Annotated in this window: 23 protein-coding genes; 15 read left to right on the top strand and 8 right to left on the bottom strand. The window is 53.4% G+C overall.

Annotation, left to right across the window (positions count from 1 at the left end; all coding sequences use genetic code 11):
- The first annotated feature begins 1 nt into the window (after position 1).
- From HYS22_05560 to HYS22_05535, 6 genes are read left to right on the top strand one after another with little or no spacing between them, the layout of a single operon-like run.
- The gene (locus tag HYS22_05560) at positions 2–3364 is read left to right on the top strand and encodes a thrombospondin type 3 repeat-containing protein (protein MBI1909618.1); all 3363 of its coding nucleotides are present in this window, start codon (positions 2–4) and stop codon (positions 3362–3364) included.
- Positions 3365–3418: 54 nt separating this feature from the next.
- Complete coding sequence (locus HYS22_05555; GenBank protein MBI1909617.1) at positions 3419–3646, top strand: twin-arginine translocase TatA/TatE family subunit; 228 nt, start codon at positions 3419–3421, stop codon at positions 3644–3646.
- Positions 3646–4098, top strand: a complete 453-nt coding sequence (locus HYS22_05550) for a hypothetical protein (GenBank protein ID MBI1909616.1) — start codon at positions 3646–3648, stop codon at positions 4096–4098. Before HYS22_05555 ends, HYS22_05550 begins: the two co-directional genes overlap by 1 nt.
- The gene (locus HYS22_05545; GenBank protein ID MBI1909615.1) at positions 4095–4568 is read left to right on the top strand and encodes a hypothetical protein; all 474 of its coding nucleotides are present in this window, start codon (positions 4095–4097) and stop codon (positions 4566–4568) included. The genes HYS22_05550 and HYS22_05545 overlap by 4 nt, the downstream gene beginning before the upstream one ends.
- Positions 4569–4577: 9 nt before the next feature.
- Positions 4578–5489 (top strand): ArsA family ATPase, encoded by a 912-nt coding sequence (locus HYS22_05540; protein MBI1909614.1) that lies wholly within the window; start codon positions 4578–4580, stop codon positions 5487–5489.
- On the top strand, positions 5486–6580 hold the full coding sequence (locus tag HYS22_05535; protein MBI1909613.1) for an ArsA family ATPase: 1095 nt from the start codon (positions 5486–5488) through the stop codon (positions 6578–6580). The genes HYS22_05540 and HYS22_05535 overlap by 4 nt, the downstream gene beginning before the upstream one ends.
- On the opposite strand, the gene HYS22_05530 is transcribed toward HYS22_05535, so the two are convergent.
- The 3 genes from HYS22_05530 to HYS22_05520 are packed head-to-tail and all read right to left on the bottom strand — an operon-like array spanning position 6550 to position 7866.
- A complete protein-coding gene (locus HYS22_05530) occupies positions 6550–6900 on the bottom strand; it encodes a TIGR02266 family protein (GenBank protein MBI1909612.1) in 351 nt (116 codons plus the stop codon). The two genes, HYS22_05535 and HYS22_05530, sit on opposite strands and share 31 nt — an antisense overlap.
- Complete coding sequence (locus tag HYS22_05525) at positions 6887–7285, bottom strand: hypothetical protein (protein MBI1909611.1); 399 nt, start codon at positions 7283–7285, stop codon at positions 6887–6889. The genes HYS22_05530 and HYS22_05525 overlap by 14 nt, the downstream gene beginning before the upstream one ends.
- Before the next feature lie 32 nt (positions 7286–7317).
- Complete coding sequence (locus HYS22_05520; protein ID MBI1909610.1) at positions 7318–7866, bottom strand: hypothetical protein; 549 nt, start codon at positions 7864–7866, stop codon at positions 7318–7320.
- 174 nt (positions 7867–8040) lie between these two features.
- Here HYS22_05520 and pal point away from each other — a divergent pair, with 174 nt between their 5' ends.
- The 6 genes from pal to HYS22_05490 all read left to right on the top strand — a co-directional run bounded on the left by pal (position 8041) and on the right by HYS22_05490 (position 12965).
- Complete coding sequence (gene pal / locus HYS22_05515; GenBank protein ID MBI1909609.1) at positions 8041–8469, top strand: peptidoglycan-associated lipoprotein Pal; 429 nt, start codon at positions 8041–8043, stop codon at positions 8467–8469.
- Positions 8470–8584: 115 nt separating this feature from the next.
- Positions 8585–9367, top strand: a complete 783-nt coding sequence (gene ybgF, locus HYS22_05510; GenBank protein MBI1909608.1) for a tol-pal system protein YbgF — start codon at positions 8585–8587, stop codon at positions 9365–9367.
- A 13-nt stretch (positions 9368–9380) separates the two neighbouring features.
- Positions 9381–10187 carry an ABC transporter ATP-binding protein gene (locus HYS22_05505; protein MBI1909607.1) on the top strand — a complete coding sequence of 269 codons (807 nt, stop codon included), beginning with the start codon at positions 9381–9383 and terminating at the stop codon, positions 10185–10187.
- Between the two features lie 8 nt (positions 10188–10195).
- On the top strand, positions 10196–10939 hold the full coding sequence (locus HYS22_05500) for an ABC transporter permease (GenBank protein MBI1909606.1): 744 nt from the start codon (positions 10196–10198) through the stop codon (positions 10937–10939).
- The gene (locus HYS22_05495; GenBank protein MBI1909605.1) at positions 10936–12444 is read left to right on the top strand and encodes a GldG family protein; all 1509 of its coding nucleotides are present in this window, start codon (positions 10936–10938) and stop codon (positions 12442–12444) included. Before HYS22_05500 ends, HYS22_05495 begins: the two co-directional genes overlap by 4 nt.
- Positions 12441–12965: a DUF4340 domain-containing protein gene (locus HYS22_05490; protein MBI1909604.1), complete on the top strand. Its 525-nt coding sequence runs from the start codon at positions 12441–12443 to the stop codon at positions 12963–12965. The genes HYS22_05495 and HYS22_05490 overlap by 4 nt, the downstream gene beginning before the upstream one ends.
- A gap of 1 nt (position 12966) precedes the next feature.
- Here HYS22_05490 and HYS22_05485 read toward each other — a convergent pair whose 3' ends face one another.
- The 4 genes from HYS22_05485 to HYS22_05470 form a co-directional block, all read right to left on the bottom strand.
- Positions 12967–14190, bottom strand: coding sequence for a thioredoxin domain-containing protein (locus HYS22_05485; protein MBI1909603.1), 1224 nt, complete (start codon positions 14188–14190; stop codon positions 12967–12969).
- Between the two features lie 247 nt (positions 14191–14437).
- Positions 14438–14767: a hypothetical protein gene (locus tag HYS22_05480; GenBank protein ID MBI1909602.1), complete on the bottom strand. Its 330-nt coding sequence runs from the start codon at positions 14765–14767 to the stop codon at positions 14438–14440.
- A 475-nt stretch (positions 14768–15242) separates the two neighbouring features.
- A complete protein-coding gene (locus HYS22_05475; GenBank protein MBI1909601.1) occupies positions 15243–16013 on the bottom strand; it encodes an ABC transporter permease in 771 nt (256 codons plus the stop codon).
- On the bottom strand, positions 16000–16788 hold the full coding sequence (locus HYS22_05470) for an ABC transporter ATP-binding protein (GenBank protein MBI1909600.1): 789 nt from the start codon (positions 16786–16788) through the stop codon (positions 16000–16002). The genes HYS22_05475 and HYS22_05470 overlap by 14 nt, the downstream gene beginning before the upstream one ends.
- 103 nt (positions 16789–16891) lie before the next feature.
- On the opposite strand from HYS22_05470, the gene HYS22_05465 reads away from it, so the two are divergent.
- The 3 genes from HYS22_05465 to HYS22_05455 all read left to right on the top strand — a co-directional run bounded on the left by HYS22_05465 (position 16892) and on the right by HYS22_05455 (position 23925).
- Positions 16892–18745 carry a 1-acyl-sn-glycerol-3-phosphate acyltransferase gene (locus HYS22_05465; GenBank protein MBI1909599.1) on the top strand — a complete coding sequence of 618 codons (1854 nt, stop codon included), beginning with the start codon at positions 16892–16894 and terminating at the stop codon, positions 18743–18745.
- A 115-nt stretch (positions 18746–18860) separates the two neighbouring features.
- Entirely contained in the window at positions 18861–22340 is a 3480-nt protein-coding gene (locus HYS22_05460; protein MBI1909598.1) for a CoA activase, read from the top strand.
- Positions 22324–23925, top strand: a complete 1602-nt coding sequence (locus HYS22_05455) for a 2-hydroxyglutaryl-CoA dehydratase (protein ID MBI1909597.1) — start codon at positions 22324–22326, stop codon at positions 23923–23925. Before HYS22_05460 ends, HYS22_05455 begins: the two co-directional genes overlap by 17 nt.
- Here HYS22_05455 and HYS22_05450 read toward each other — a convergent pair.
- A complete protein-coding gene (locus HYS22_05450) occupies positions 23922–24548 on the bottom strand; it encodes a TetR/AcrR family transcriptional regulator (GenBank protein MBI1909596.1) in 627 nt (208 codons plus the stop codon). The two genes, HYS22_05455 and HYS22_05450, sit on opposite strands and share 4 nt — an antisense overlap.
- Between the last annotated feature and the right edge of the window lie 44 nt (positions 24549–24592).

Here is a 24592-nt window from a genome sequence, read left to right as displayed (position 1 = left end):
CATGATGAAGAAATTTTTTGCCATGGCCCTGTTTTTTCTTTTCCTGAACCCGCATGGGGGAGAGGCGGCCACGCTTTCTTATGCCCGTGACGATCTCGGTCGGATTACAGGAATCACCTACAGCAACGGCATTACCGTGACCTACACCTACGATGCGATGGGGAATCGTCTTCAGAAGACCGTGACGATTCCGCCAACGCTCGATACCGATGGCGATGGCATTCCGGATCTTCAAGACGCCTGCCCGTTTGACCCGAACGATAATGTTGGTGATCCCTGTAATCACAACGATTGTGCCGATCGTTCGATGTCCGATACCGTTGGTGATGCTTGTAATCACAATGACTGTGCCGATCTTTCGGCCCAGGATGGGATCGGTGATGCCTGCAACCACAATGACTGCTCTGATCTCTCGGCTCAAGATGCCGTTGGTGAGCCCTGTAATCACGGTGATTGCTCTGATCTTTCAGCCCAGGATGCGATTGGTGATGCCTGTAATCACGGTGATTGCTCTGATCTTTCAGCCCAGGATGCGATTGGTGATGCCTGCAACCACAACGACTGTGCCGATCGTTCGATGCCCGATACCGTTGGTGATGCCTGTAATCACAATGACTGTGCCGACCTTTCAGTGCGTGATGCGATTGGTGATGCCTGTAATCATAACGACTGTGCCGATCTCTCGACCCAGGATGGGATTGGTGATCCCTGCAACCATGATGAAGATGGAGATGGTGTGGCGGATAACTCCGATCAATTCCCACTTGACCCGAACGAATCGGTCGATACCGATGGGGACGGTTTGGGGGACAATGTCGACTGGGATGATGACAATGACGGTTTTTATGACTTCACGGAGATTTATTTTGCGACAAACCCGCATGACGCCTCTTCGGTCCCCCCCGATCTGAACCAGGATGGCGTCGTGGACACTGTTCAAGGGAGTACCCCAGGGACGCTGCGGGTCGTGATCACCGGTGAGAAGTCGCTCAGCTTCGCTATCTCTGAAATGCATGGACCGGTTTGGTGGGAGGCGGCCGAGTACCACTCCGGCCCGGAGGCGGTCTTTGATAACGTCCCGCCGGGACTCTATCGGGTGTCGGCCTGTTCCAACGAGGAGGGGAGCTGTCCGGAATCCGGTTGGATGACCGATAATCAGACCATTCTCTGGGGGCTTTCGGCCAATGGGGTTCCGTTGACGCATCCTCTGATGGATGATTCGGGCCATCAGCATTTGATGGTGATGGTGATGCCGGATGGACGGGTGCTGGATGCCACCTCCCTCCCTGTTCAACCGGCGGTGCCAATGGTCTATCCAGGGGCCAACCCAGGAACATTTGATATCTACGTGACCTCCGACCGGCCAGTGCTTTCCGTTATTTCCGATATGTCGTCGTCGGATGAATGGTGGAATGACGGGCGGAGTGGCTTCCCGGTGCTCTTTGAGGGTGTGTCGCCCGGCATTTATCAGATGAATGCCTCCTACCATAAGGTTTATGCCAGCGCCGGTGAAAGCGATTGGGCCGCTTCTCGTGACGGGGATCAGGCGATAATCCACCGTTCTTTGAACATCAATGGTACGACTTTAACCGGAGCCCTGCCTGATCCATGGTCTGCCGGGAGCGCCAACCTTATCTTTGTCTTGACCGACACCGGACAGATCCTGAACTTGAGCGATCTCCCGGCAGACTATGACGGAGACGGGGATGAGGTTCCGTTTGATCAAGATAATTGCCTGTTACAGCCGAATCCCGATCAGGCCAATTTTGATGGCGATCCCTACGGCGATGTTTGCGAGCCGGATGACGACAATGATGGGGCTCCGGACATTTCGGATGCCTGCCCGTTTGATCTGAATGACGCCGTGGGGGATCCTTGCAACCACAATGATTGCTCTGATCTCTCAACGCGCGACTCTGTGGGGGACGCCTGCAATCACAACGACTGTTCTGATCGGTCGGCACAAGATGGTGTGGGGGAGGTCTGCGATCATGACGAAGATAACGATGGCATCGCCGACAGCGATGATTCCTGCCCTTTTATAGCCGATGATGGGATCGGTGATCCCTGCAATCCAAACGACTGTGCCGATCGTTCTTCACAAGATAGTGTGGGTGATGCGTGTAATCACGACGATTGTGAGGATGGTTCCTGGCAGGACGGGGTTGGGGATTCCTGCGTTCATAATGATTGCGCCGACCTCTCTCTGGAAGACCCGTTAGGAGATCCTTGTATTCACAATGATTGTCCTGATTTCTCGGAACAGGATACCGCGGGTAATGTTTGCGATCACAATGATTGTGCCGACGGTTCTGCCCAGGATAGCACCGGAGATTCCTGCCTGCATAACGATTGTGCCGACGGTTCCCTGCAAGATGTTGCCGGCGAGCCCTGTAATCATGGGGATTGTGCCGATGGTTCCCCGGTCGATGCAACAGGGGAGGCCTGTGTCCACAACGATTGTGCCGACCTCTCATTGCAGGATGCGGTCGGCGAGCCCTGTAATCATACGGATTGTGTTGATGGTTCGCTACAGGATAACGAGGGGGATCCCTGTAATCATAGTGACTGTCCGAACGGGACCCCGTACGACCTTGTCAGCGATCCCTGCAATCATGACGAGGATGCGGATGGCGTGGCCGACGAGTCAGACTCCTGTCCCTTCGAACCGAATGATGAAGTGGGAGACCCTTGTAACCACGATGACTGTCCCGACTTGAGTTTGCGCGATACCGTGGGGGATGCCTGCAATCATTCCGACTGTTCCGACTTCACATTGCGCGACAATCTGGGGGATCCTTGTCTCCACAATGATTGCGCCGACGGTTCGCTTCAGGATGGGGCTGGGGATGTTTGCAATCATGAAGACTGTTTTGACGGTTCGCCGGGGGATGCGGTCGGCGATGCCTGTGTTCCTAACGATTGCCCCGATCTTTCACTCGAGGACGCCGTCGGGGACGTTTGCAACCACAACGATTGCGCCGACGGTTCACTACAGGACAACGAGGGGGATCCCTGTAATCACGAGGATAAAGGGAGCGGAAAACCGGTCTGCAAAGAGGGGAAGGTTACCCTTTGCCACTTGGCAGGGAGGCCACAACAACACGAAATTTGCGTCGCTTCGGCCGCCGTGGAAGCCCATTTGGCCCAAGGGGATACCCAGGGGGATTGCGTCAAGGATGGGGAAAATCCAGGGCCGGGAATCCCTGAGGAGCCCAAAAAACCGGAGCCGGACCAATCGGCCCCTGCCGGTGATACTACCAGTGGTGCCAATGATAATGAAGGTTCCACAACAGGTTCTGGAGGAAACCCTGGTTCAGGAGGCGCTCTGCCACTAGCTGGCTGTTCCCTGATAGACCAATAAAAAAACGGTTGCCCCCCTTGGGGGGGTATGTTACGACGCGGTCGGGCTTAATTGATGACGCACCTCCTTGGAAGTCTTGCCATTGATTTTCCAATCCGCCAGGCCGGTTTTGCCGGGCTGGGGCCGTGGGAACTGGCCATTATCCTGGTCATTGTCCTGGTGGTGTTCGGGGCCGGTAAACTGCCGACCGTCGGCGGGGCGATAGGGCAGGCCCTCAAAAATTTCAAGAAGGCGGTCCAACCCGACAACAAACCGGAGAAAAAGGACGAGGAGCCGAAATAATGGCCGCCTCCCTCCTCGATCTGACCCTTCTTTTGGGGAATTTTTCCAAACTGGGTAACGCCAGGGCCCATGTTTTAAAGGCAACGCGGGAGATCCTTCTGGCTGTCGGGGAGGTGCTCGAGCTCGCCGGCCGGACAGTTAATCAGACAACGATAGACAATAAACAGGCCTTAGGTTTTTTGATTGCCAACCTTCAAAGAGTCCTTCATCGGGTCGTGAGCCAGATTCCGCATGAAGAGGAAGAGGAATTTCACGAGATCCGCCAGAAGGTCATTTCTTCCATTATTGGTGTTATCAATGGAGAGCTGGCGCGAACCTCGCAAGAGAGTGCCACCGAAAAAAATCGCTTCAAGATGGATGTCCTTTTGTCAATCAAGAAGGTTTTGGAAAATGCGGGGGAGGAAGGGGCTCTGCAATCCTCTTCCCTGCGCGCGGAGAAAATCGCCTCATGACCTTAAAAACGAGGACCATCAAACGGTACCAGAACCGCAAGCTCTATGATACGGCGCAGAGTTGCTATGTTACCCTGGACGATATTGCCGGGCTCATCCGTGCGGGGGAAGATATCAAAGTGGTCGACAACAAGAACGGCGAAGACATGACCTCGGTAACCCTGACACAGATTATTTTTGAACAGGAAAAAAAGAAGAGGAGTCTTTTACCCATCGAAACCCTCAAGAATATCATCGGAAGCGGCGGTGAAAAGATCGCCTCCTTTGTCCATAATTCGATCGAAACCGGCGTCAGTTCCATTTCCCACGTGAAGGATGAGGCGGAACGGACCATTAAAGATTTTATTGATGAGAAGTTGAAAACGACGATTGAATCTGTTTCTTCTATCCCTTCCGTCCAGTCGGAAGTCCGTAATCTTCACAAAAAGATCGAAGAGCTGGAAAGAAGGCTGAAAAAGTACGAGAAGTAAATACCCTTCATGATGGATCCGCCCAAACTCCTCATTGTCAGCGGGAAGGGGGGTGTTGGCAAAACCACGCTGAGTGCCGCCCTGGCCCTCTCCCTGGCGAAGCAGAAAAAAAAGGTGCTCCTGGCCGAGATCCAGTCCCAGGACCAGGTGGCCCACCTCTTTGGCCGCTCCCCCTTTGGTCCTGAAGAGACACCACTCCTCCCGAACCTGCAGGCGATCAACATCTCTCCCAAGAAGGCGTTTGAAGAGTATGTCTTGAGCCAGATCAAATACCGGTCGCTCTACACGGCTGTTTTTGAAAACCGGTTTGTCCGTTATTTTCTGGATGCGACACCGGGACTGTCGGAACTGATGAGCTTGGGCAAGATCTATTCCCTCGTTTCCCGTTATGACTGCGTCGTGGTGGATGCCCCGGCGACCGGTCACGGGGTTTCACTCCTTCAAGTCCCTGGCATCGTGGCCAGTGCGGTTCGGGTTGGTCCGTTGAAGGAGAACGCCGAAAAAATTGCCGGTCTCCTGCAGGATCCGGAACAAACATTGCTTTGTCTGGTCACCTTGCCCGAGGAGATGCCGATCAAGGAGACGATTGAGATGGCCTCTTTAAGCCGGGAGAAATTAAAAATCCCTTTGGGCCCCGTTTTTATCAATGGGGTGGTGGACCCCCTGTTTTCGGGAAAGGAGGAGTCTCTCTTTGAAAGCTGGAGTGATCCGATTTCGAAAAAGTCGCCTCTTTACCCTCTCGTTGCGGCGGCACGGGTCCGTCAAAAAAAAGCCTCTCTTGTTCAGGAGGCCTGTGAAGAACTCAAAAAAGAACTCCCCCGGGCCTCTTTTATCAGGCTCCCTTTTCTTTTTTCCGACTCTTTCGGGTTAAAAGAGATTCGGGAGTTGAGTCGTTGGGTCGAAAAGGGGGACCAACCGTGACATCCCCACTTGTCAAATTGGTGGAAGAAAAAAAGATCCTGATCTGCTGCGGGAGCGGCGGCGTCGGCAAGACGACGACAGCGGCGGCGATCGCCCTGGAGGCGGCCCGGCGCGGCAAAAAGACAATCGTCCTGACGATCGATCCAGCCAGGCGACTCGCTAGCGCCATGGGGCTAGATACCCTTTCAGATGAGCCGCAGAAGATCCCCCTTCAAGGGGGATTTCTGGACGCCATGATGCTCGATACCAAGCGGACTTTCGATGCCCTGATCGAAAAATATTCCCCTTCCCGGTCGGTGCGCGAGGCAATCCTGGCGAACCGTCTCTACCAGCACCTCTCCAGCATGCTGGCCGGTTCCCAGGAGTACATGGCGATGGAAAAGCTCTACGAGATTGCGCAAAAGGACTATGACCTGATCGTTCTGGATACCCCGCCGACACGCCATGCCCTCGATTTTCTGGAAGGACCTGAAAAAATGGTCAATATTGTGAACAATAGCCTGCTCAAGTGGTTTTTAAAACCGTCTCTCTTCATGGCAGGAGGGGGATTTAAGCTTCTCCGCCGGGGGGGAGAAAAAATCTTGTCGGTCTTTGACAAGCTGGCCGGTTTCAGTTTTCTCCATGAATTGTCGGAGATGCTTGTTTCCATCGCGGGGCTTCTCGGCGGTTTTCAAAACCGGGCTTCCGCCGTTTATGATCTTTTGAGAGACAAGTCAGTCGGTTTTCTGCTGGTGACCAGCCCTGAAACAATCCCGATCCAGGATGCCCTTTACTTTTTCAAGGAGATCCGTCGTTTCAAACTCCCTTTTTGCGGGTTTATCGTAAACCGGGTTCATACCTCCTTTTTGGGGGTTCATGGATCAGTTCCTGAAAAAGAAATTCCGGACCGTTTGAGAGAGCCTCTCCTTCAAAATCTGGAGGAGATGGAACTCTTGGCGGAACGGGACCACGAAAATCTTTCACTCTTGGAAGAGGTTCCGGGGAAAAACAATTTTTGCCTTCAGGTCCCGCAATTCACCGCAGACATCCATGACCTGAAGGGGTTGGGGGCGATGGCTGGTTATCTCTTCTCGGAAGAATCGGCAAGGTAGTGATTGATCGCCTCTTTCGCTTCATCCGAAAGGTCCAGAAACCGGACCCCCATCCCCAAAATGACCAGTGAGGCGGCCGTTTCTTTTTCGAGGCGAACCACTTCAGCCGTTGCCTTAATGGCGCTCTCCCCCTCGTTCAGGCTGAACGAGAGAAAGACCTTGGTCCCCTGTTTCAGAGGGATCTCCGATTCCAGGAAAATCCCGCCCAAAGAGATATCGGTGGAATAGAAGTAGACGAATCCTTCTCCCCACTCATCTTCGAAGACAATACGGGTCCGGAGACGCCGCCGGGGATAAAGCCGTTTTTCAGCCCCGCTCATAGGGTTTCCTTTTTAAGGGTGAAGCACCCTTGGGTGAATCACCCAGGAGACGGTTCACTTCTGAAAGAAGATCGTAGGGGTAGAAAGGTTTTTCGATCAGACTGACTTGAAGGCTCCCCCCGTATTGTTCCTTGAGGTCAAAACGATCTCTGGAGACAAGCAGGATCACCGGTACGGAAGGGGGGAAGCTGACCACTGTCCCTTGGGGTATCGTATTACTGTTCACAATGAGGAGGTCCTGTTTTTTCTTCTCTGACAAAGGCTGGGCGTTTTCCCAATAATCCAATTCACAGGCCGGGAGTGCAGAAAAAAGGGTCCCGTACATATTCTTGGCGAGCAGTGAACTGTCGACTACTACCACTTTTTTGAGGATGGTTTTTTTCATCGGAGGCGGCTTGAATCCTAGCTTCAAAAGGGTCAAAAGACAAGACCCAAAGCTTCCGGCTCCTCCTCCCAGGGGTAGCGGTCTTTCCCCACAAAATTCCAGAAAGGGCGACCGGATTTCCGCCAGCCGTCGATCAGGATCCCGTTTTCGAAATCCCCCCCTTCAGAGGTAATGACCAGTGTGTTGTGTTCCCTGAAACCTCCCCGGCGGGCCGAAGCCCAGTGAAGGGTGAATTGCCGGAGGGGAAGGGGTTTGAGCCGTTCGTAAAAAGCGGAGGTCCAGTGGTAACAATACCCTTTTTCACGAAGTCTCCAGTGGATAAAAAGGTTGTGCAACCAGGGAGGGCGGAGCATCCGGAACTCGCGGTGGATTTCCTCAAAACCCTGAATAATTGTCAGGGCCAACAGGTCTACTTCCTGTTCTACCTCTTTTTTGGTGGCGGTCTCCGGTGGGAGGAGTGAACGAAGGTCATTTTTGAGGAGTTGAACGGCCTCCAGCCGGTTCTTGCCATACCCGGAAGTCGGCAACAGCCACAAAACAAAGGCCCCCAAGATAAGGACTCTTTTGGTGAGACGGATCATGTTTTTCGGGGACCAGCATAAATGAGACAGGTGGCGGAATCAATACCCTCGCAGGATCGGACTTCATTGAAATTTCTTGACTTTTGTCTGATAATTCTCTAGTGTTCGATCCCACAAATCAGCTCTGGTGGTTTTTATTGAGTTTTTAACCATTAGCTCAAAAAGGAGGAGGGTATGAGGAAGATTCTGGTAGGTCTGGTGGTGGTGGGGTTGGCGTTCACGTTGGGCGCCTGCAGTCAAACCAAAAAACCGAAGGCGGCGGCAGCAGCCAAGGCGGAGTTGCAGAGGATTCACTTTGATTATGACAAGTCTGACATCAAGTCGGAGTCCCGGGGAACCTTGGAAGGGAATGCCAACTGGCTGAAAAAGAACAAGGGAAGTGATGTTGTTATCGAAGGGCATTGTGATGAGAGAGGGAGTGATGAGTACAACATCGCCCTCGGTCATCGTCGCGCCAATAGCGCCAAGAACTATCTTGTCTCTCTGGGAGTTGAGGCCAAGCGGATGACCTCCAAGAGCTATGGTGAGGAGAAACCTCTCGAGAAATGCTCCAACGAGAGTTGCTGGTCGAAGAACAGAAGGGCCGAGTTCAACAGGAAGTAGTTTGTAGGGGCGGTTCTCGAACCGCCCTTACCTTAAAAAAGTTAAACAGGGCCGCGGAGGAATTGGGTGAGCCACCCTTGACTTTTCGCGGCCTTTTTTTTATGGAATGGACACCATGCCCTGGTTTCTTGCCCTTCTCTTTTTAATCCCTTTTTCGGTTTCTGCGGATAGCCTTTCTGACCGGGTGAAACTGCTCGAAAAGCAGGTGGGGGACATCCAGAGGGTCGTGGAGACAAATAACCGGAATGTGGCTGAGGCGCTCGCCACATTTTCGCAGGTTCGTTCCGAATTTCAGTCCTTGAAAGGACAGTTGGAGGAGAACCGGCATTTCTTTGATCAGTACAAGGCGGAGTCGGGGAAATTTTTTGAAGATATCGATCACCGGATCTCCGGTCTGGAGGACCGGCTCTCTCTCTTTGCCGGCCAGTTAAACGAATTCCTTACGACAAGAGGGACGGCGGGAGGGGGAACGAAGCCAGGGACCAAGAAAGAAAATCCGGCCGCCACAGTCCTTTACAACAAGGGGCTGACCGCGGTGAACAATCGTCTCTACAAAGAGGCGATCGCCTCTTTTAACCAGTTCATCCAGCAAAGCCCGAAGGCCGAACTGGCGGACAATGCCCAGTACTGGATCGGCGAATGTTATTTTGCCCAGAGGGATTTCAAGACCGCGATTGCTGAATTTCAAAAAGTTCTTGAAAAGCACCCGATGAGCCCCAAGGCGGCCCCGGCGCTCTTGAAACAAGGGTATGCCTTCTACGAGATGAAGTCCTATCCGGAGGCGGAGGCGTTCCTCAAAAAGGTGATTGCCAAATACCCCAAGTCGACTGAGGCCGGTAAGGCGGAGGAACGGCTCAGGCGGATGGGAATGACCGCGACTCCCGAGAAAAAAGGATAATCTCTCACAAAAAATGATAGAAGCCATTGAAATCACAAAAGACTATGGTTCCTTAAGGGCGGTGGACCGTGTCTCTTTCAGCGTTCCAAAGGGACAGATTGTTGGTCTCCTGGGGCCCAATGGGGCCGGAAAGACCACAACGATGCGGATCCTGACCGGTTATATGCCCCCGACCTCAGGGACCGCCAAGATTGCCGGGTTTGATCTCTTTGAGGCCACGGATGAAGCCAAGAGACGGGTCGGTTATCTCCCCGAGACGCCGCCGCTCTACCCCGAAATGACCGTTTTGGAATCCCTCAATTTTGTCGGGGGCTTGATGGGGATCCCCAAGAAGGGACGGAAAGAAAAGGTGGAAAGGGCGATGGAACGGGTCGGTCTCGCCGAGGTTCGCCGCCGGCTGGTCGGTCATATTTCCAAGGGGTTTCGCCAGCGGGTGGGGCTCGCCCAGGCCCTCGTTCATGACCCTCCGGTTTTGATCCTGGACGAGCCGACGATTGGGCTCGACCCCAAGCAGATTTTGGAGATTCGGGGGCTGATTCAGAAACTTGCCGGTGAAAAAACGGTCATCCTTTCCTCCCATATCCTTCAGGAAATCCAGACCCTTTGTGAGAGAGTGGTGATCATCCACCATGGCCGGATTGTGGCCGATGATTCGATTGCCAAGCTAAGCCAACAATGGGGCAAGAGCCGTCTTTTAGTCACCTCTTCGGAGTCTCAGGGGGTGATGAAAAAAAGACTGGCCGAGGTCAGTGGGGTTGAAGAGGTGAGGGAAATCGGTTCCAGCTTGGAAGAGATTTTTTTGAGTCTGACGGAAGGGTGAGTCACACAATGGTGTGTCACCCAAGGGTGATTCACCCAGGGACAACCATGACCAGTTTTCTGGCACTGATCAAGAAAGATTTCAGGAGTTATTTCAACTCACCGATCGGACTGGTGGCGATTGCCCTTTTTCTTTTTATCACCGGTTTTGCCTTTACCGCCCATCTGACACAGGTCAATCCCCACAACCTTCCGGAGGCCTCTTTGCGCGGGATTCTTTATTTTATGGCGGTCATCCTCCTCTTCATCTGCCCCTTCCTCTCAATGCGGGGTTTTGCCGAAGAAAGGAAGAGCGGTACGATAGAACTCTTAAAGACAGCGCCTCTCACGGATACCGAACTGGTTTTTGGCAAATACCTCGCCTCGCTTTTTTTTCTGTTCCTGCTCTTGCTGGCTACGGTCGAATACCCGTTAATCCTTCTGGTGACCGGGGCGCCGGACAAGGGGCCGCTCTTTTTGTCTTACCTGGGCCTGTTTCTCGTCGGTGCCAGTTTTCTCGCCGCCGGTCTTTTTGCCTCGTCACTGACCCGGAGCCAGATGATGGCCGCCGTGGTGACCTTTGTCCTGCTCCTGACCCTCTGGTTCTTGGCCGATGTCGGGGGCGAAATCGGCGAGAAGATCTCGCTCATCAGTCACTTGCAGAGTTTCAGCCTCGGGGTTTTCGACCTGGCCGATATTGTTTATTATCTTTTCTTCATCGCCTTCTTTTTGTTTCTCACGATCAGAAATCTTGAATCGGAGCGGTGGCGATGAAGATCGAGTCACTTCGCAAGTTTAAATATGGAGCCAATGCCATAGCCCTCACGATTCTTGTGGGGGCTGTTATGGTTCTTCTTTTTGGACTCATTGATCGGCATGACCTCCGGTGGGATTTTACCGCCAACAAGGAGCTGAGTCTCTCCGATCAGACCGTTCAGGTGTTAAAGAATTTGGATCAGGAGGTCCAGGTCACCGCTTTTTTCCGGCGCGGGGAAAGTCCGGATGACTACTTCATCCGCCGGAAGGTGGGTGACGTCCTCAAGGAGTACGCCTATCGCTCCCCCAAGGTTCATTATGAGATGGTCGACCCGGATCTCGAGGTCCAAAAGGCGATTGCGGAAAACATTACCACGGATGGGACCATTGTCTTCCGGAGCGGTTCCCAAAGGAAGGATGTCTACAAAAGTCAACTCTTCAACTATGACCGGTTTAGCGAACAGGCGTTGCCTGAGTTCACCGGCGAGGGACTCTTTACCAACGCCATGGTGGCCATTACCGGGGAATCTCGAAAAACCGTCTATTTTCTCACCGGGCATGGGGAGAAAAACCTGGAGGAGACAGGCCCGAATGGCTACCGCCAGATCAAGGATTACCTGACCAAGGAAAACTATGAGGTTAAGACGCTGAATCTGCTGACAGGCGGGACTTCGGATTCCGCTTCCCTTGAGGATTCGAATCTCCTCATTATCGCCTCGCCCCAACACCCGTTTCCCGAAGGCGAAGAGGAACTTTTGATTTCTTATTTAAAGAAGGGAGGGAATCTTTTGCTCCTGCTTGACCCACTCCTCCCCAGCTCATGCCCAAGGATCCTTGCCTTTCTGGGTGTTGCCTTGCAGGCTGATCTGGTCCTGGACCCGAAGCGGCACTTCCTGCTCGGGATGCATTACCCGGTGCCGTTCCTCTCCGAGCATGAGATCACCAAACCGCTCAAGGACAAAGGGATGAATCCGGTTTTGTACCTGGCCCGCGGGCTCACCCTCAAACAACCGACACTGTCAACCCTTAGGGCGGAGAAATTATTTGAAAGTTCGCCGGAAGGGTGGGGCGAGACAACCTTGAACCAAAAGGCGGATGCGAAATTCGACAAGGAAAAAGATTTTGCCGGGCCGGTGATCCTGGGGGTCACTGTCGGCCAATTATCCAAAAAGAAAGAGGAGGCAGAGTCGGAACCTGCCTCGCCTGAGCTTCAGCAAGGCGGGCCTGCCTCTCAACCTGTGACAGAAAACAAACAGCCGAGGGCTGTTGTTGTCGGTGATTCCGACTTTGCCACAAACGGGATCATCCAGGTCCCCGGCAACATGGATCTCTTTCTCAATATGGTCTCCTGGCTTGTCGGTTCAAAAGAGGCGATCAGCATCCGCCCAAAGACGCCAGAATTCCGAAACATCTCACTCACCGAAGGACAGGCCCAGTTTATTTTTTGGTTTACACAGTTCGCCTACCCACTCCTCTTTCTGGGGATCGGTGGGTTCGTTTGGTGGCGCCGGCGGTTGCTATGAAACGGTACCTTCCCACCATAGCGGTGGTGATCGTCCTCATCGGGGTGCTCCTCTATACCCGGTTTTTTGAACCGGAAAAGAAACTCTACCCGGAGATCCCTCTTTATCAAGTTGCCGAACAGGATGTGAGTGAGGTCGAGATCTCAAGCGCCGGCAAAAAGATTCGTCTCACCAAGGGAACAGACTGGCAGATCACTGAACCGGAAAGTCTTCCGGCCGATCCGGGCAAGATTGCTTCCCTTCTTAAAACTTTTTCTTCCTTCAAGGCGGAGGCCCGATTGGCGGATCAGGTGGATGCGTTGGAACCGTATGGGCTCGATTCACCGTCACTGGCGGTGACCGTCAGGACGGCCGGTGAAACGCATACGCTCAAGTTTGGCAAAAGGACGCCGGTCGGGGGGAATCTCTATCTGATGGAGGAAGGGAAACCACCCCTTTATACGGCGCCGGCCTTCCTTGCGGAACAAAATCGCCCGGATCTGGAAGTCTTTAGAAAAAAGATCGCGGAATCACAGCCGTAAATCAGTTTTGATTTTTAAGTTCCGCTTCGATCACTGCCTGGAGTTTTTCGGGGCTGGTCCAGTCCTTGAGAAGGTGGCCATTGACGTAAATCGCGGGGGTTCCATGAATATCCAGTTGATTCCCTGCGGCGATATCCTCCTGAAGCTGTTTGGCGACCTCGTCGGAGGCGAGGCACCGGTTGAATTCATCTTCGGAGAGCCCCACCTTGTCTGCAAGCCTTGAGAGCAGGGCATGGGAGAGACGCCGCTGATTTTCGAAAACAAGATCATGATACTCCCAGAATCTCCCCTTCTGGTGGGCACAGAAGGTCGCTTTGGCCGCCAGACAGGAATATTGGTGGAGTGGCCTCTCCATGTTGGGATTGCAGGCCATGTCGAGCGGGTAGTGGAGATACAGAAAACGGACCTGACGCCGGTATTCCCCTAGAAACGGTTTGAGGCTGAAGGCGGCTCGCCGGCAGAACGGGCACTCAAAGTCGGAAAAGGTCACAATCGTGACCTTGGCATCTGGATCCCCCCAAAAAGGACGTCCTTCCGGAAGTTTCACTTCCTGTTTTGGAGTGGCGAGGTAGGCCCTGACGAACCCCTCCTTGTTAAACGGTCTCGTCCGCCCATGGAGTGGCCGGTTCAGGCCGACAAAAAAGAGGAGACCGATCCCAAACAGGAGCCCAAAGGCCAGCAGGTGACCCCCCAGTCTTGAAGAGCCGTCTGCTCCTTTTTTAAAAGTGTCTTGCAGGTAGTGACCGATAAAAGAAAAAATCTTCACCGGTCGGAGTCTAAGCGCCATCAGACTGAGAATCACCAGTAAAATAATCGCCAGGTAGAGGCCAGTGCAGAGGAGGCAGAGGACATGGAGTTTAAAGAAGGCGATGTACGCCATGTAGGCGGCATAGGCGAGGGCGACGAGAGCGGAACAAAAAATAAACGAGAGGGTGGTTCGGGTCGCCTTCTCCGAGATGAGGGCGTAGAGGGAGGCGAGGGTGACAAAGAGGAAAAAGAGGAGCCCCAGTTCAGAGGTAGGAATCCCGAAGACTTTTGAGTAGGGACTGGCAATCGCGACGTCACAGTCGACAAATTCGGAGAGGGAGCAGAAACTTTTTTCTTCAAAACCGGCGGCGGCGATCTTGTAGTGGTGGGAAGTAGTGATCCCTGCGATCAAAACGCCGACAAGCCCGACAAGGATCAACCCGACAATCGCCCCTTTTCGAAACGGACTCTCGGTCACAAAACTTGTTTACTGCAGGAAGGGGGTAATATCAAGGGAGATGTTTTTCTTTCAGAGCCTTAACAAAATATTGATACTTTTTTAAAGACCTTTCTTTTTCAGACCATTTTTTAACTTCCTCTAGATTTATTTTCCTCGTGTGGCAAATAAGTATCGCTTGTTCCAGATTTGTACTGGTGTTTCTCCAAATGAGAACAAACAAGGGCGCCGATTTCCTCTACCGTCATTTCTTTCCAGTTGATCTGCCTCATAACGGTTTCCCCATTCGGCGGGGACGGAGACGCGGTGTGAATTTCTCCCGACGTGTCTCTTCTGGTAAGGCCATCAGTAATTTATCGAGCAAGGCGATGAGTTCCGGATAAAAAGGGTACCGTGGATTTAATTGATAGACGATCGTCCGATCCCGTTGACGCCCCGCAAGAATCCCCCCTTGCTCCATCCCCTTTAGCTGTAACTGGACAGACCTTAAAGGGAGTTCTAGAATCCGCCGCATTTCCTGGGCATACCCTTCTTTATAGGTGTACAGATAAAGCAACACCTTCTCCTTGGTTTTGTTCCCTAGTAAGGTCTCAAGCATATTTATAAGACTAACATAGTTAGTCTATACGACTCAAGTCTTTAGTTAAGGGGAAAAGTTACTTAAAAAAGGACATGGTGAGTCTATCGAACCATAATGACTGGCTTTTTGTATTAGATTTGGCTAGAAGATCAGTGGGTTAGGAGTGTACCCGGTACACTTCTGCACTTCTGTTACACTTCTGTTAGGCTTCCACGGGCCAGATATTGCCGTTGATTAATCAGGTTGCTTCCAGTAGCCTCCGGTTCCATGCAAGAAGACTATTTTAGGAAAGGCAAGGTCAGCAAATATTTCCCCCATGCCGGTTACGGGTTTATTCGGGACGGGGCAGGGCATGAGACCTATTTTCATCTGGATGAGGTCCGGTTTGTCGGGGAGAAGAAAAAAAGGGGGGAGATCAAGGAGGGGATGGAGGTCGGTTTTGATGTCTCCCGCACCTCGCGCGGGATTCGCGCCACATTTTTGAAAATTTACCCTATTGTATCAGCTTCCACCCCTTCTGGAACAGGCGAACCGCCAGCAGAAAAAACCCCAGAGACAGAATTAAAAGCATCCCCAGAGAATAAGTCAGTGGAAGATCAGACACCCCAAGCACCTGCCGTCGAAAGCCATCCACCAGATAAAAAATAGGGTTGGCGTAGGAGACCTTCTTCCAAAATGGCGGGAGCATCTCAATCGAATAAAAAACACCTCCAAGATATAAAAACGGCGTGATCACAAAGTTGGTGAAGGTCGCCAGGTGGTCCCAGTCCTCGGCCCAGAGCGCCGCAATAATCCCCAATGAAGAAAATATCGCCGCGATGAGGGTCAAAAAGAAAATGGTGCCGGCGTAGGAGTGGAACGTCATGCCGGTCATGATGACCGCCACAAGCAGGGTCATGATCCCAACCACGAGTCCACGGGTGACCCCGCCGATCACGAACGAGGCAACGATTTGAAAATAGGAGAGGGGGGCGACCAGGATATTTTCAATGCTCCGGTCCATCCGGGCCATGAAGAGGGAGGTGGAACTGTTGGAAAACGAATTGGTCATGACCCCCATGACGGCAAGTCCCGGCAGGATGTAAAGGATGTAGGAGAAGCCATGGATCGTGGTGATTTTTTCGCCCAGGGAATAACCAAAGATCAGGATGAAAAGCAGTGTGGTGATCACCGGCGGGGCGATCGTCTGCGCCGCCAGCCGGGTAAAGCGATAATATTCCCTTTCGATGAGGGTCAAAAAGCCAACGGTTTTAGGGATTAGCATTTTGGTCCTCATGGATGGAGTGACCGGTGACTTTGAGAAAAACCTCTTCCAAACTTCCCGGGAAAACCTTCACCTGTTCCCGACAATATTTTTTAATCAGCGCCTTCGGTTCCCCCATTTCCACAATATCGCCCCGGTTCATGATCGCCACCCTCCCGCAGAGCTCTTCAGCCTCATCGATATAGTGTGTGGTCAGGAGGATTGTCGTACCGTCTTTGTTCAAACTTTTAAGGTGTCGCCAGAGTTCGTGGCGCTGTTCGACATCGACGCCGGCGGTCGGCTCATCGAGGATCAGGATTTTGGGAGAGGTGATGAGGGAACGGGCGACAAGCACCCTTTTTTGCAAACCGCCGGAGAGCTTCCAGTATTCCTCATTCGCCTTATCGGCGATCCCGAATTGCGCCATGAGCTGGTCAGCCCTTTTCCTTCTCTCTTTTCGATCAATACCGTAGAAACCGGCCTGAAATTCCAGGGAGCGGCGGACGGTGAAGTAGCGGTCAATATTCGGTTCCTGGGGGGAGAGGCCGATCAGCCTTTTGGCCTGGAGGTGATTTTTGGGGAGATCGTGAGTAAAGACCCGAAGGGTCCCTTTTGTCGGGTGGACAAGACCGACGATCGCCTTAATCAATGTCGTCTTCCCGGCGCCGTTGGGACCGAGCAGTCCAAAAAATTCCCCGGCCGGGATCTCCAGATCGATCCCGCGGAGCGCCTCCACTTGACGATAATTTTTTTTGAGCCCGTGAATGGCGATCGCTATGGATCTCGGGGAGGCCATGGGATGCTAGAACCTAGTCCAATGTGGGTAAAAATCAACATTGAAAAACAGATTCAGGGTTGGTACGAACCACCCAAGGGTGATTCACCCAAGGGAGGTTTTTATGCGCCACTGGCTCCTGGTTCTTGTTTATATCGTCCCGATCATCGGGGCATTGACGTCGATGATCCGCCGGGCGAGTGCGCTCTACTCTTTTGGCGAATCGTTCCGCCGGCTCCTGCCGGATGATCGGTTCTACCGGATGACGAGGCGATGGCAGGGGTGGCTCAGGCAGTGGCTTCAGAAATATTCCGCCCGGAAATACATCAACGTGGAGGATCTGAATCTCCTCGCCGGCAAGCTGGAATATGCCTTGGGGCATACCCGTGATTACACGATCGGTCTTTATATGGTCGGGGTAGCGGTCTTTGAAACGACGCTAATGATCTGCGGCAACGAAGCGCTCTTTGGGGTCCGGTTCACCTCCGTTTTTTATCATACTTTTTTTGCCCTCCTTTCGATTTTTAGTTATCGCCGCCACGTCCTGACCGGACTTCAGTTGAGTGAGTTTCTCCGGTCAAACCCGAAGGTCCACCCGCAGGAATTTTTCGACCATTACTACCGGCGTTTGGGGCCGCAGACGGTTCCCTTCCCCAGAAAGGCGGCCTGTACTGTGGATCCCCACGATGTTTCCTTTCTCACCGGGAGGCCTCCCCAGCAGGGGATCCGCTTTCTGTTGCGGGGTCTCTACGATACCGCCGTCCTGGCACGGACCGCCTATAAGGCCTCTGATTATGTCGGTTATGAATATGGGCGGGAGATTTTTGAACGGATGTCCCAGATGTGGGGGAAAAGAATCCTTCAGCTTTTCCGGTGCCGATTGATAGTCAAGGGGGATGAAAAGATCAAAGAGCTCTCCGGCAAGGTGATCCTGATCTTCAACCACAAGAGCCACCTCGATTTTGTCTTCAATTTCTTTGCGATGTCTGGCACCGCCTTGAGGGTGGTTCACCCAGAGGTTGGCGAACAGCAATACCGCGGGGTTCGCCCCCGTTACATGGCGGCCAAGGATCATTTTGTCGACAACCGGTTTGTCTATGACGGGTTGGGGATCGGCCGGTTGATTGAATCGGTCGATATGGTCTTTGTGGACCGGAAGGGAAAGGGGAGGCTGGCGGTCTTTGAGGCGTGCGAAAAACTGCTGACGAAAGAGATCGAGATAGCGCTTTACCCTCAAGGGACACGGGCCTACGGAAACAGGGGGTCTCGCGGGGAGAGGAGGGACGCCGGGTTTTACACCACCGGTTCGCCCTCTTCCCTCAAGCAGACGCTCGGGCATCTCAAAAAAGGGGCCGCCTACTTGGCCGTCGATACCGCGATCCAGGCGGCTCCCCAAAATACCGCGGTCCATTTAGTGATGATCGGGATCGACGGGACCGGCAATATTGTCCCTAAGGGTTCTTTCGAGGTACAGACGGAGGCGACGGTGACCTTCACTGTGGGAGAGGTCTTTACCTTGACCCCGGAACGGGTTGCCCGGCTCGAAAAACCGGAAGGGATGGCCCAAACCGAGGGAGAACATCGGTACCTCGGCCTGATTGATGAAATCCAACAGGCGATCAACCAGGGGCTCGTTCAAGCCCTCCACCTCCATGAAAAATTGGAGGCGAGGTTCGTGGAGGATCTCAAAGAGGGTCAGTTGATCCCGATGGAGGGGCTCTTTAACGTCAAACGGAATCTCTCTGAAATAGCCTTTGTGATCCTCGACCGGATCTATGCCCTTTCCCCGAGTGAGTGGGGTCCGTTTCTCGCCGAACTGGCGGGTCAGTTGGCCCGTGGTGCCTCATCGGTTATCTTGGAAGAGCTCCGCGACCGTGTCACGGAACGACTGATCACCACGCGCGGCAAGGAGTGCAAGCCGATGGTCATCCAGGAGAGGGTGGTTCCCCCAAAAAAGAGAGCGGTCGGGGGTCTCTAAAAAACAACAACCTTTTTGGTTGACTTTCCGTCTCGAATCCTTCAAAAGCAACTAGACTGACATGTCAGTTTAGTATTAAGGTGCACTCATCGGGTGAGGTGGGAGAGAATCTTCGATGAATCGTGAAATAATGATCGGTGTCGATATCGGGTCTACCACCGCCAAGGCGGTTGTGGTCGACCCCTCCAACCTTCAGATCCTCTGGCAGGATTACCAGCGGCATGAGACCCGTCAGCCGGAGAAGGTGATGGAGTTTCTCATCCGTATCGGGAACGATTTTCCCCAAGTTCCCCAGGAAAATATCCGGATCTTTGTGACCGGTTCCGGGGCCGGGCCTCTGGCCGAACCGCTGGGGGCGAAATTTGTGCAAGAGGTCAATGCGGTGACCATGTCGGTCGAAAAACTCCACCCGGATGTCGGTTCCGTCATCGAGCTCGGTGGGCAGGATGCCAAGATCATTATCTACAAACAAAACGAAGAGAGTGGTGAAAAACAGGCGATCACCTCGATGAACGACAAGTGCGCCTCGGGGACCGGGGCAACGATTGACAAATGCATGATCAAGGTCGGTGCGAGCAATGACTTGGCCTGTAGCCTCCAGTTTGACGGGACAAAGCTTCACCATGTGGCGGCCAAGTGCGGCGTCTTTGCGGAGACTGATATCGTCAATCTCGTAAAGTCGGGACTCCCGGCCGAGGAGATCTTAAACTCACTGGCCGATGCGATCGTCATGCAAAATCTTTCGGTTCTAACGAGGGGCAACACCCTTCGCCACCGCGTGCTACTCCTTGGTGGACCGAACACCTATCTCCCATTTTTGCAACAATGCTGGCGCGAGAGGATCCCCAAGACCTGGGCTGAACGGAATTACAACTATCCGAAAGATGTTCCGATCGAGGAGTTGATCTATGTCCCCAAGAATGCGCAGTACTACGCTGCTTACGGGGCGGTGATCTACGGGACCCATGAGGCGGACTCTGTCGGCCGGTACAAGGGGCTGGATGGGTTGAAGGAGTTTATGACCAACGGCCGGAAGGCTCAGTTGGGCCAAAAGGCAGGAAAGCCGCTGGTGGAGTCCACTGAGGAATTGGAGGAATTCAGAAGAGAGTATGCCATCCCCAAATTTACCCCCCGTTCCTTCAAGAAGGGGGAGACGGTTCGTGGTTTTATCGGTCTCGATGGCGGTTCCACCTCTTCCAAGGCGGTGTTGGTGGATGAGGCGGGAGAACTCCTCCTGAAGGCGTATCAGCTCTCCAAGGGGAATCCGATCCAGGACACCAAGGATATTTTGCGTCAGATGCAGGATTATGCCGAGTCCCAAGGGGCTAGCCTGGAGGTTTTGGGTTTCGGGGCGACAGGGTACGCCGCCGATGTCCTGGAAAATTGCGTGAAGTCAGATGTCAATATCGTGGAGACGGTAGCCCATATGATGAGTGCGGTCCACTTCTTCGGGGCGATCGATGTCATCTGCGATATCGGGGGGCAGGATATCAAGGTCCTGTTCATGCAGAACGGGGAGATCAAGAATTTCCGCCTTTCCAATCAATGTTCGGCCGGGAACGGGATGCTCCTGCAGGCGATGGCGGACCAGTTTGGCGTCAAGGTCCAGGATTACGCCGACGTCGCCTTTCAGGCCGGGCTCTCGCCCAAGTTTTCCTACGGTTGCGCCGTTTTTCTGGATAGCGACCGGGTGAATTTCCAAAAAGAGGGGTATGCCAAGGAGGAACTCTTGGCCGGCCTCGCCCAGGTTTTGCCCAAGAATGTCTGGCAGTATGTCGTGCAGATCCCACGAATGGCGGAGCTTGGCCGGCGATTTGTCCTTCAGGGGGGGACCCAATACAACCTGGCGGCGGTCAAGGCCCAGGTTGACTATATTAAGGAGAGGGTGCCGGAGGCGGAGGTCCTGATCCATCCCCATACCGGTGAGGCGGGGGCGATTGGCGCCGCGATGGAGACAAGGCGGGTTGTCCAGCGGCGCGGCTATTCCACCTTCATCGGGCTCAATGCGGCGATCCATGTTGAATACACGACCAAGAACGATGAATCGACCGTCTGCCACTTTTGCCCCAACAACTGCAGCCGGACCTTTATCGACACCAAAACTCCGAATGGAGAGATGGCCCGGTATATCTCCGGATTTAGTTGTGAAAAGGGGACCGTTGAATCGAAAGAGGAGATGGTCAAGCTCGCCACCCGCCGAAACGAACTCAAAAAGAAATACCCGAACCTGGTTGATTACGAGGCGCGGGCCGCCTTCAAGATGTACCCGGTCGACCCGCTTCCGGAAGACAAAACAATCATCGACGATATCAAGGTTACGAAAACTATTTTTGGGAATCTCAAGAGGACTCCGTACCGACGGGGTTTTGCAAGGTCTTCCGCGGAGGCGATGGAAAAACGACGCCAGCTCCGGATCGGGATCCCGCGTGTCCTGAATATCTACAATACGGCTCCGATTTGGAGAACCTATTTTGAAACATTGGGGATCCCGGCCTCCAACATTGTTTTTTCCGATTACACGACGGAAGAGATGTGGCAGGAGGGGGGAAAATATGGCTCCATCGATCCCTGCTACCCCTCCAAGGTGGCGCAGGCGCATATCCACAACCTCCTCTTTCATAAGCATGAAGAAACAAAACCTTTAAACTACATCTTTTTTCCGATCCTGACCCATATCCCTTCTTTCCTGGAAAAAGTGATCGATACCGCCTGTTGCCCGATCGTCTCCGGGGCGCCGGAGGTGATGAAGGCGGCCTTTACCAAGGAAAATGATTTCTTCAAGGAGCGCGGGATCACCTACCTCGACCCGGCGATGACGCTCAATGAACCGTACCTCTTCAAAAAGCAGATGTTCCTCTCTTTGGGGTCGATCTTGGGGTTGACCGAGGATGAGAGTGACTTTGCGGTCGACCAGGGCTGGAAGGCCTTGAAGATGTTCGACGACGAACTCCAGCAGAAGGGGCGTGAACTGCTCGATTGGGCGGAGGCGAACGGCAAGATGATCCTCCTGATGCTCGGTCGTCCGTACCATCTGGATCCTGGGCTCAACCATAACATCGTTGATGAGTTTCAGGTCCTGGGGTACCCGGTCCTTTCGATGCGCTCGATCCCGCGGGATCCGAAATATCTCCACCGGTTTTTCAAGAAGGATCTGGAATCAGGAGTCATTACCAGTCCATTTGAGATCACCGATGTCTGGCCGGAAAACTACAGTGCGAACAGCAGTCAAAAAGTTTGGGCCGCCAAGTTTGCAGCACGCCACCCGAACGTCGCCGTGCTGGATCTTTCCAGTTTCAAGTGCGGTCACGATGCCCCGACCTACGGCATCATCGACAAGATTATTGCGACCTCCGGCACACCGTATTCGGCCTTGCATGACATCGATGCGAACAAACCGGGGGGATCGATCAAGATCCGGGTCAGGACCTATGCCCATTCGCTCTCGCTCCGTGAAGAGATTCTGCAGGATTTGACGAAGAAGGAAGAAGAACTGAAGGGCCGTCTGGCGGCCAAGAGGGTTGAATTGGAAGCCCTCGTCACTAGAACTAAACATCAACCGATGAAGGAGGAGAACAATTATGCCGTCAACGCATGAACAAACGAATGTCGAAATTCCTCATCCGATCATCCAAGCTGAACTGGATCGTTTTGAGGCGGAAGAGAGGGCGCGCCTTGGTTTGAAGGAAAAGGGAGAAGGTGCCCCCCAGTGGCAGGACAAGATCAACCGGGAATTTTATGCCGACCAGAGGGAGCATACAACGATCCTTGTTGCGGGGCTGACGGTAGCGCATGATTCCTTCGTTCAGGCGGGGCTCTCCGGTCTTGGTTACAAGGTCGAGACCCTGGATTGCCCGGACAATGAGGCGCTCCAGTTCGGCAAGGAGTACGGGAACCGCGGACAGTGTAACCCGACCTATTTTACGGTCGGCAATCTGGTCAAACATCTGGTGACCCTCCGCGAGAAAAAGGGGATGAGCAGTCAGGAGATTTTGGACAAGTATCTCTTTCTGACAGCGGGGGCCTGCGGGCCGTGCCGTTTCGGGATGTATGTGACCGAATACCGCAAGGCGCTTCGGGATGCCGGCTTTGACGGCTTCCGCGTCATGCTCTTCGATGCGAGCGGCGGGATGAACCAGACCTCCGGCCGCGGGGTTGGTCTGAAGATGGACAAGGATTTTTTTATCACAATCGCCAAGTCGATCCTGTCAGGGGATGCCTTGAACGCAATCATGTACCGGATCCGGCCTTATGAAGTTGTCGCCGGGAGCACGGATAAGGCGGTCGAAGCCTGTCGTGAGGTGGTGAAGGCTTCTCTACGACAAAAAAAATCGATCCTGAAGGCCCTTTACCGGTGCCGCAAGATCCTGCAAGGGGTGAAGGTCGACCGGACGCGGGTCAAGCCGAAGGTGAGTGTCATCGGCGAGTTCTGGGCGATGACGACCGAAGGGGAGGGGAACTACCGCTTGCAACGGTTCCTGGAACAAGAAGGGGCGGAGGTTGATATCCAGCTGATCACCAACTGGATCCTCTACAACATCTGGCAGGCGAAGATCGACACACGGGCCCGGATGGTCCTGCGGGGGGCCGATCTGAACGCGCGCAAGGGTCTGAAAACCACTCAGGTGGGAAAGAAGTTTTTAACCCTTTGGGTGGCTGAAAATGTCCTGAAAGGGGTCTTCTATACCTTTGGCAAGATTCTGGGGCTGACGAATTATCACCTTCCTGATATGCAGGAAAATGCCGACCTGGCGAAGGATCATTACAACCCAGACCTTCGCGGCGGTGAAGGGCATATGGAGGTTGGCAAGCTGATCCAGACCGTTGTTCATAAAAAGGCGCATATGGTAATTTCGGTCAAGCCGTTTGGGTGCATGCCTTCCTCAGGGGTTTCTGACGGCGTTCAGACGCTGATCACCGAAAAACTGCCTGATGCGATCTTCCTGCCGATTGAGACGAGCGGTGACGGGGCGGTGAATGTCTACAGCCGGATCCAGATGATGCTCTTCAAGGCGAAACAGGTGGCCCAGAAGGAATATGAGGGGTTGCTCACCGATAAGGGGTTGACAGTTGATGAGGTGAAGGCTCGGATCGAGAAGAACCGCCGCCTGAAGAAAACCACTTATTACAGTCCTCACAAGGTGGCCGGGACTGCCGCCAATTTCTTGTTGGAAGCGGCTTAGAGCGTTTTTTCCAAAGTGGCGATCAACTCCGGCTTCGCAATGGCATGGATGACGAGGCGAAAGACCTCGCGTGTGACCGCGCTACTGTTCGACTTCCCCCCTCCTTCGAGGAGAGACTGGTAAAAAATCTCCTTCAGGCACCCTAAAAGACAGATGGAAAGGACACGAATATCCCCCTCTCTCACGAACCCCATCTCCTGGCCCTGACGGAGCCCTCTTTGGATGAGGTCGAGGATCTGGCCGTAAAAAATCTTGAGCCGCTCATCCAATTCTTTATCCAGACCCACCGATTCGTTGAAGAGGATTTTGGCGAGTAGTGGTTGTTGCACCAGGAGTCCGGTCACTCGTTGGATATTTCCCATCAGTTGGGAAGGGATCTTGTCAACGGCATCCCTGGGCAGGGTCCGGATCTCCGATTGGACCCGTTGAAAGAGTTCCGTTATCAGGACGTCAAAAATTTCACGCTTCCCCTCAAAATAAAGATAAAAGGTGCCGCGGGCGACATGAGCCCTGGCGATAATATCGGAGACCTGTGTTCGATGGTACCCCTTCTCCCCGAAACAGACAATGGCGGCCTCCAGAAGTTGCCGTTGCCTCTCCTCTTTTGGCAGGTGATGGGACATTTTTGTGAGATGATCATTATCATCTTGAAAAATTGAATAAAAGG

The sequence above is a fragment of the Deltaproteobacteria bacterium genome (assembly GCA_016177765.1).
Lineage (GTDB): Bacteria > UBA10199 > UBA10199 > JACPAL01 > JACOUP01 > JACOUP01.
Note: the sequence above shows the minus strand (reverse complement) of the source record. Positions and strands in the feature narration are given on the sequence as shown.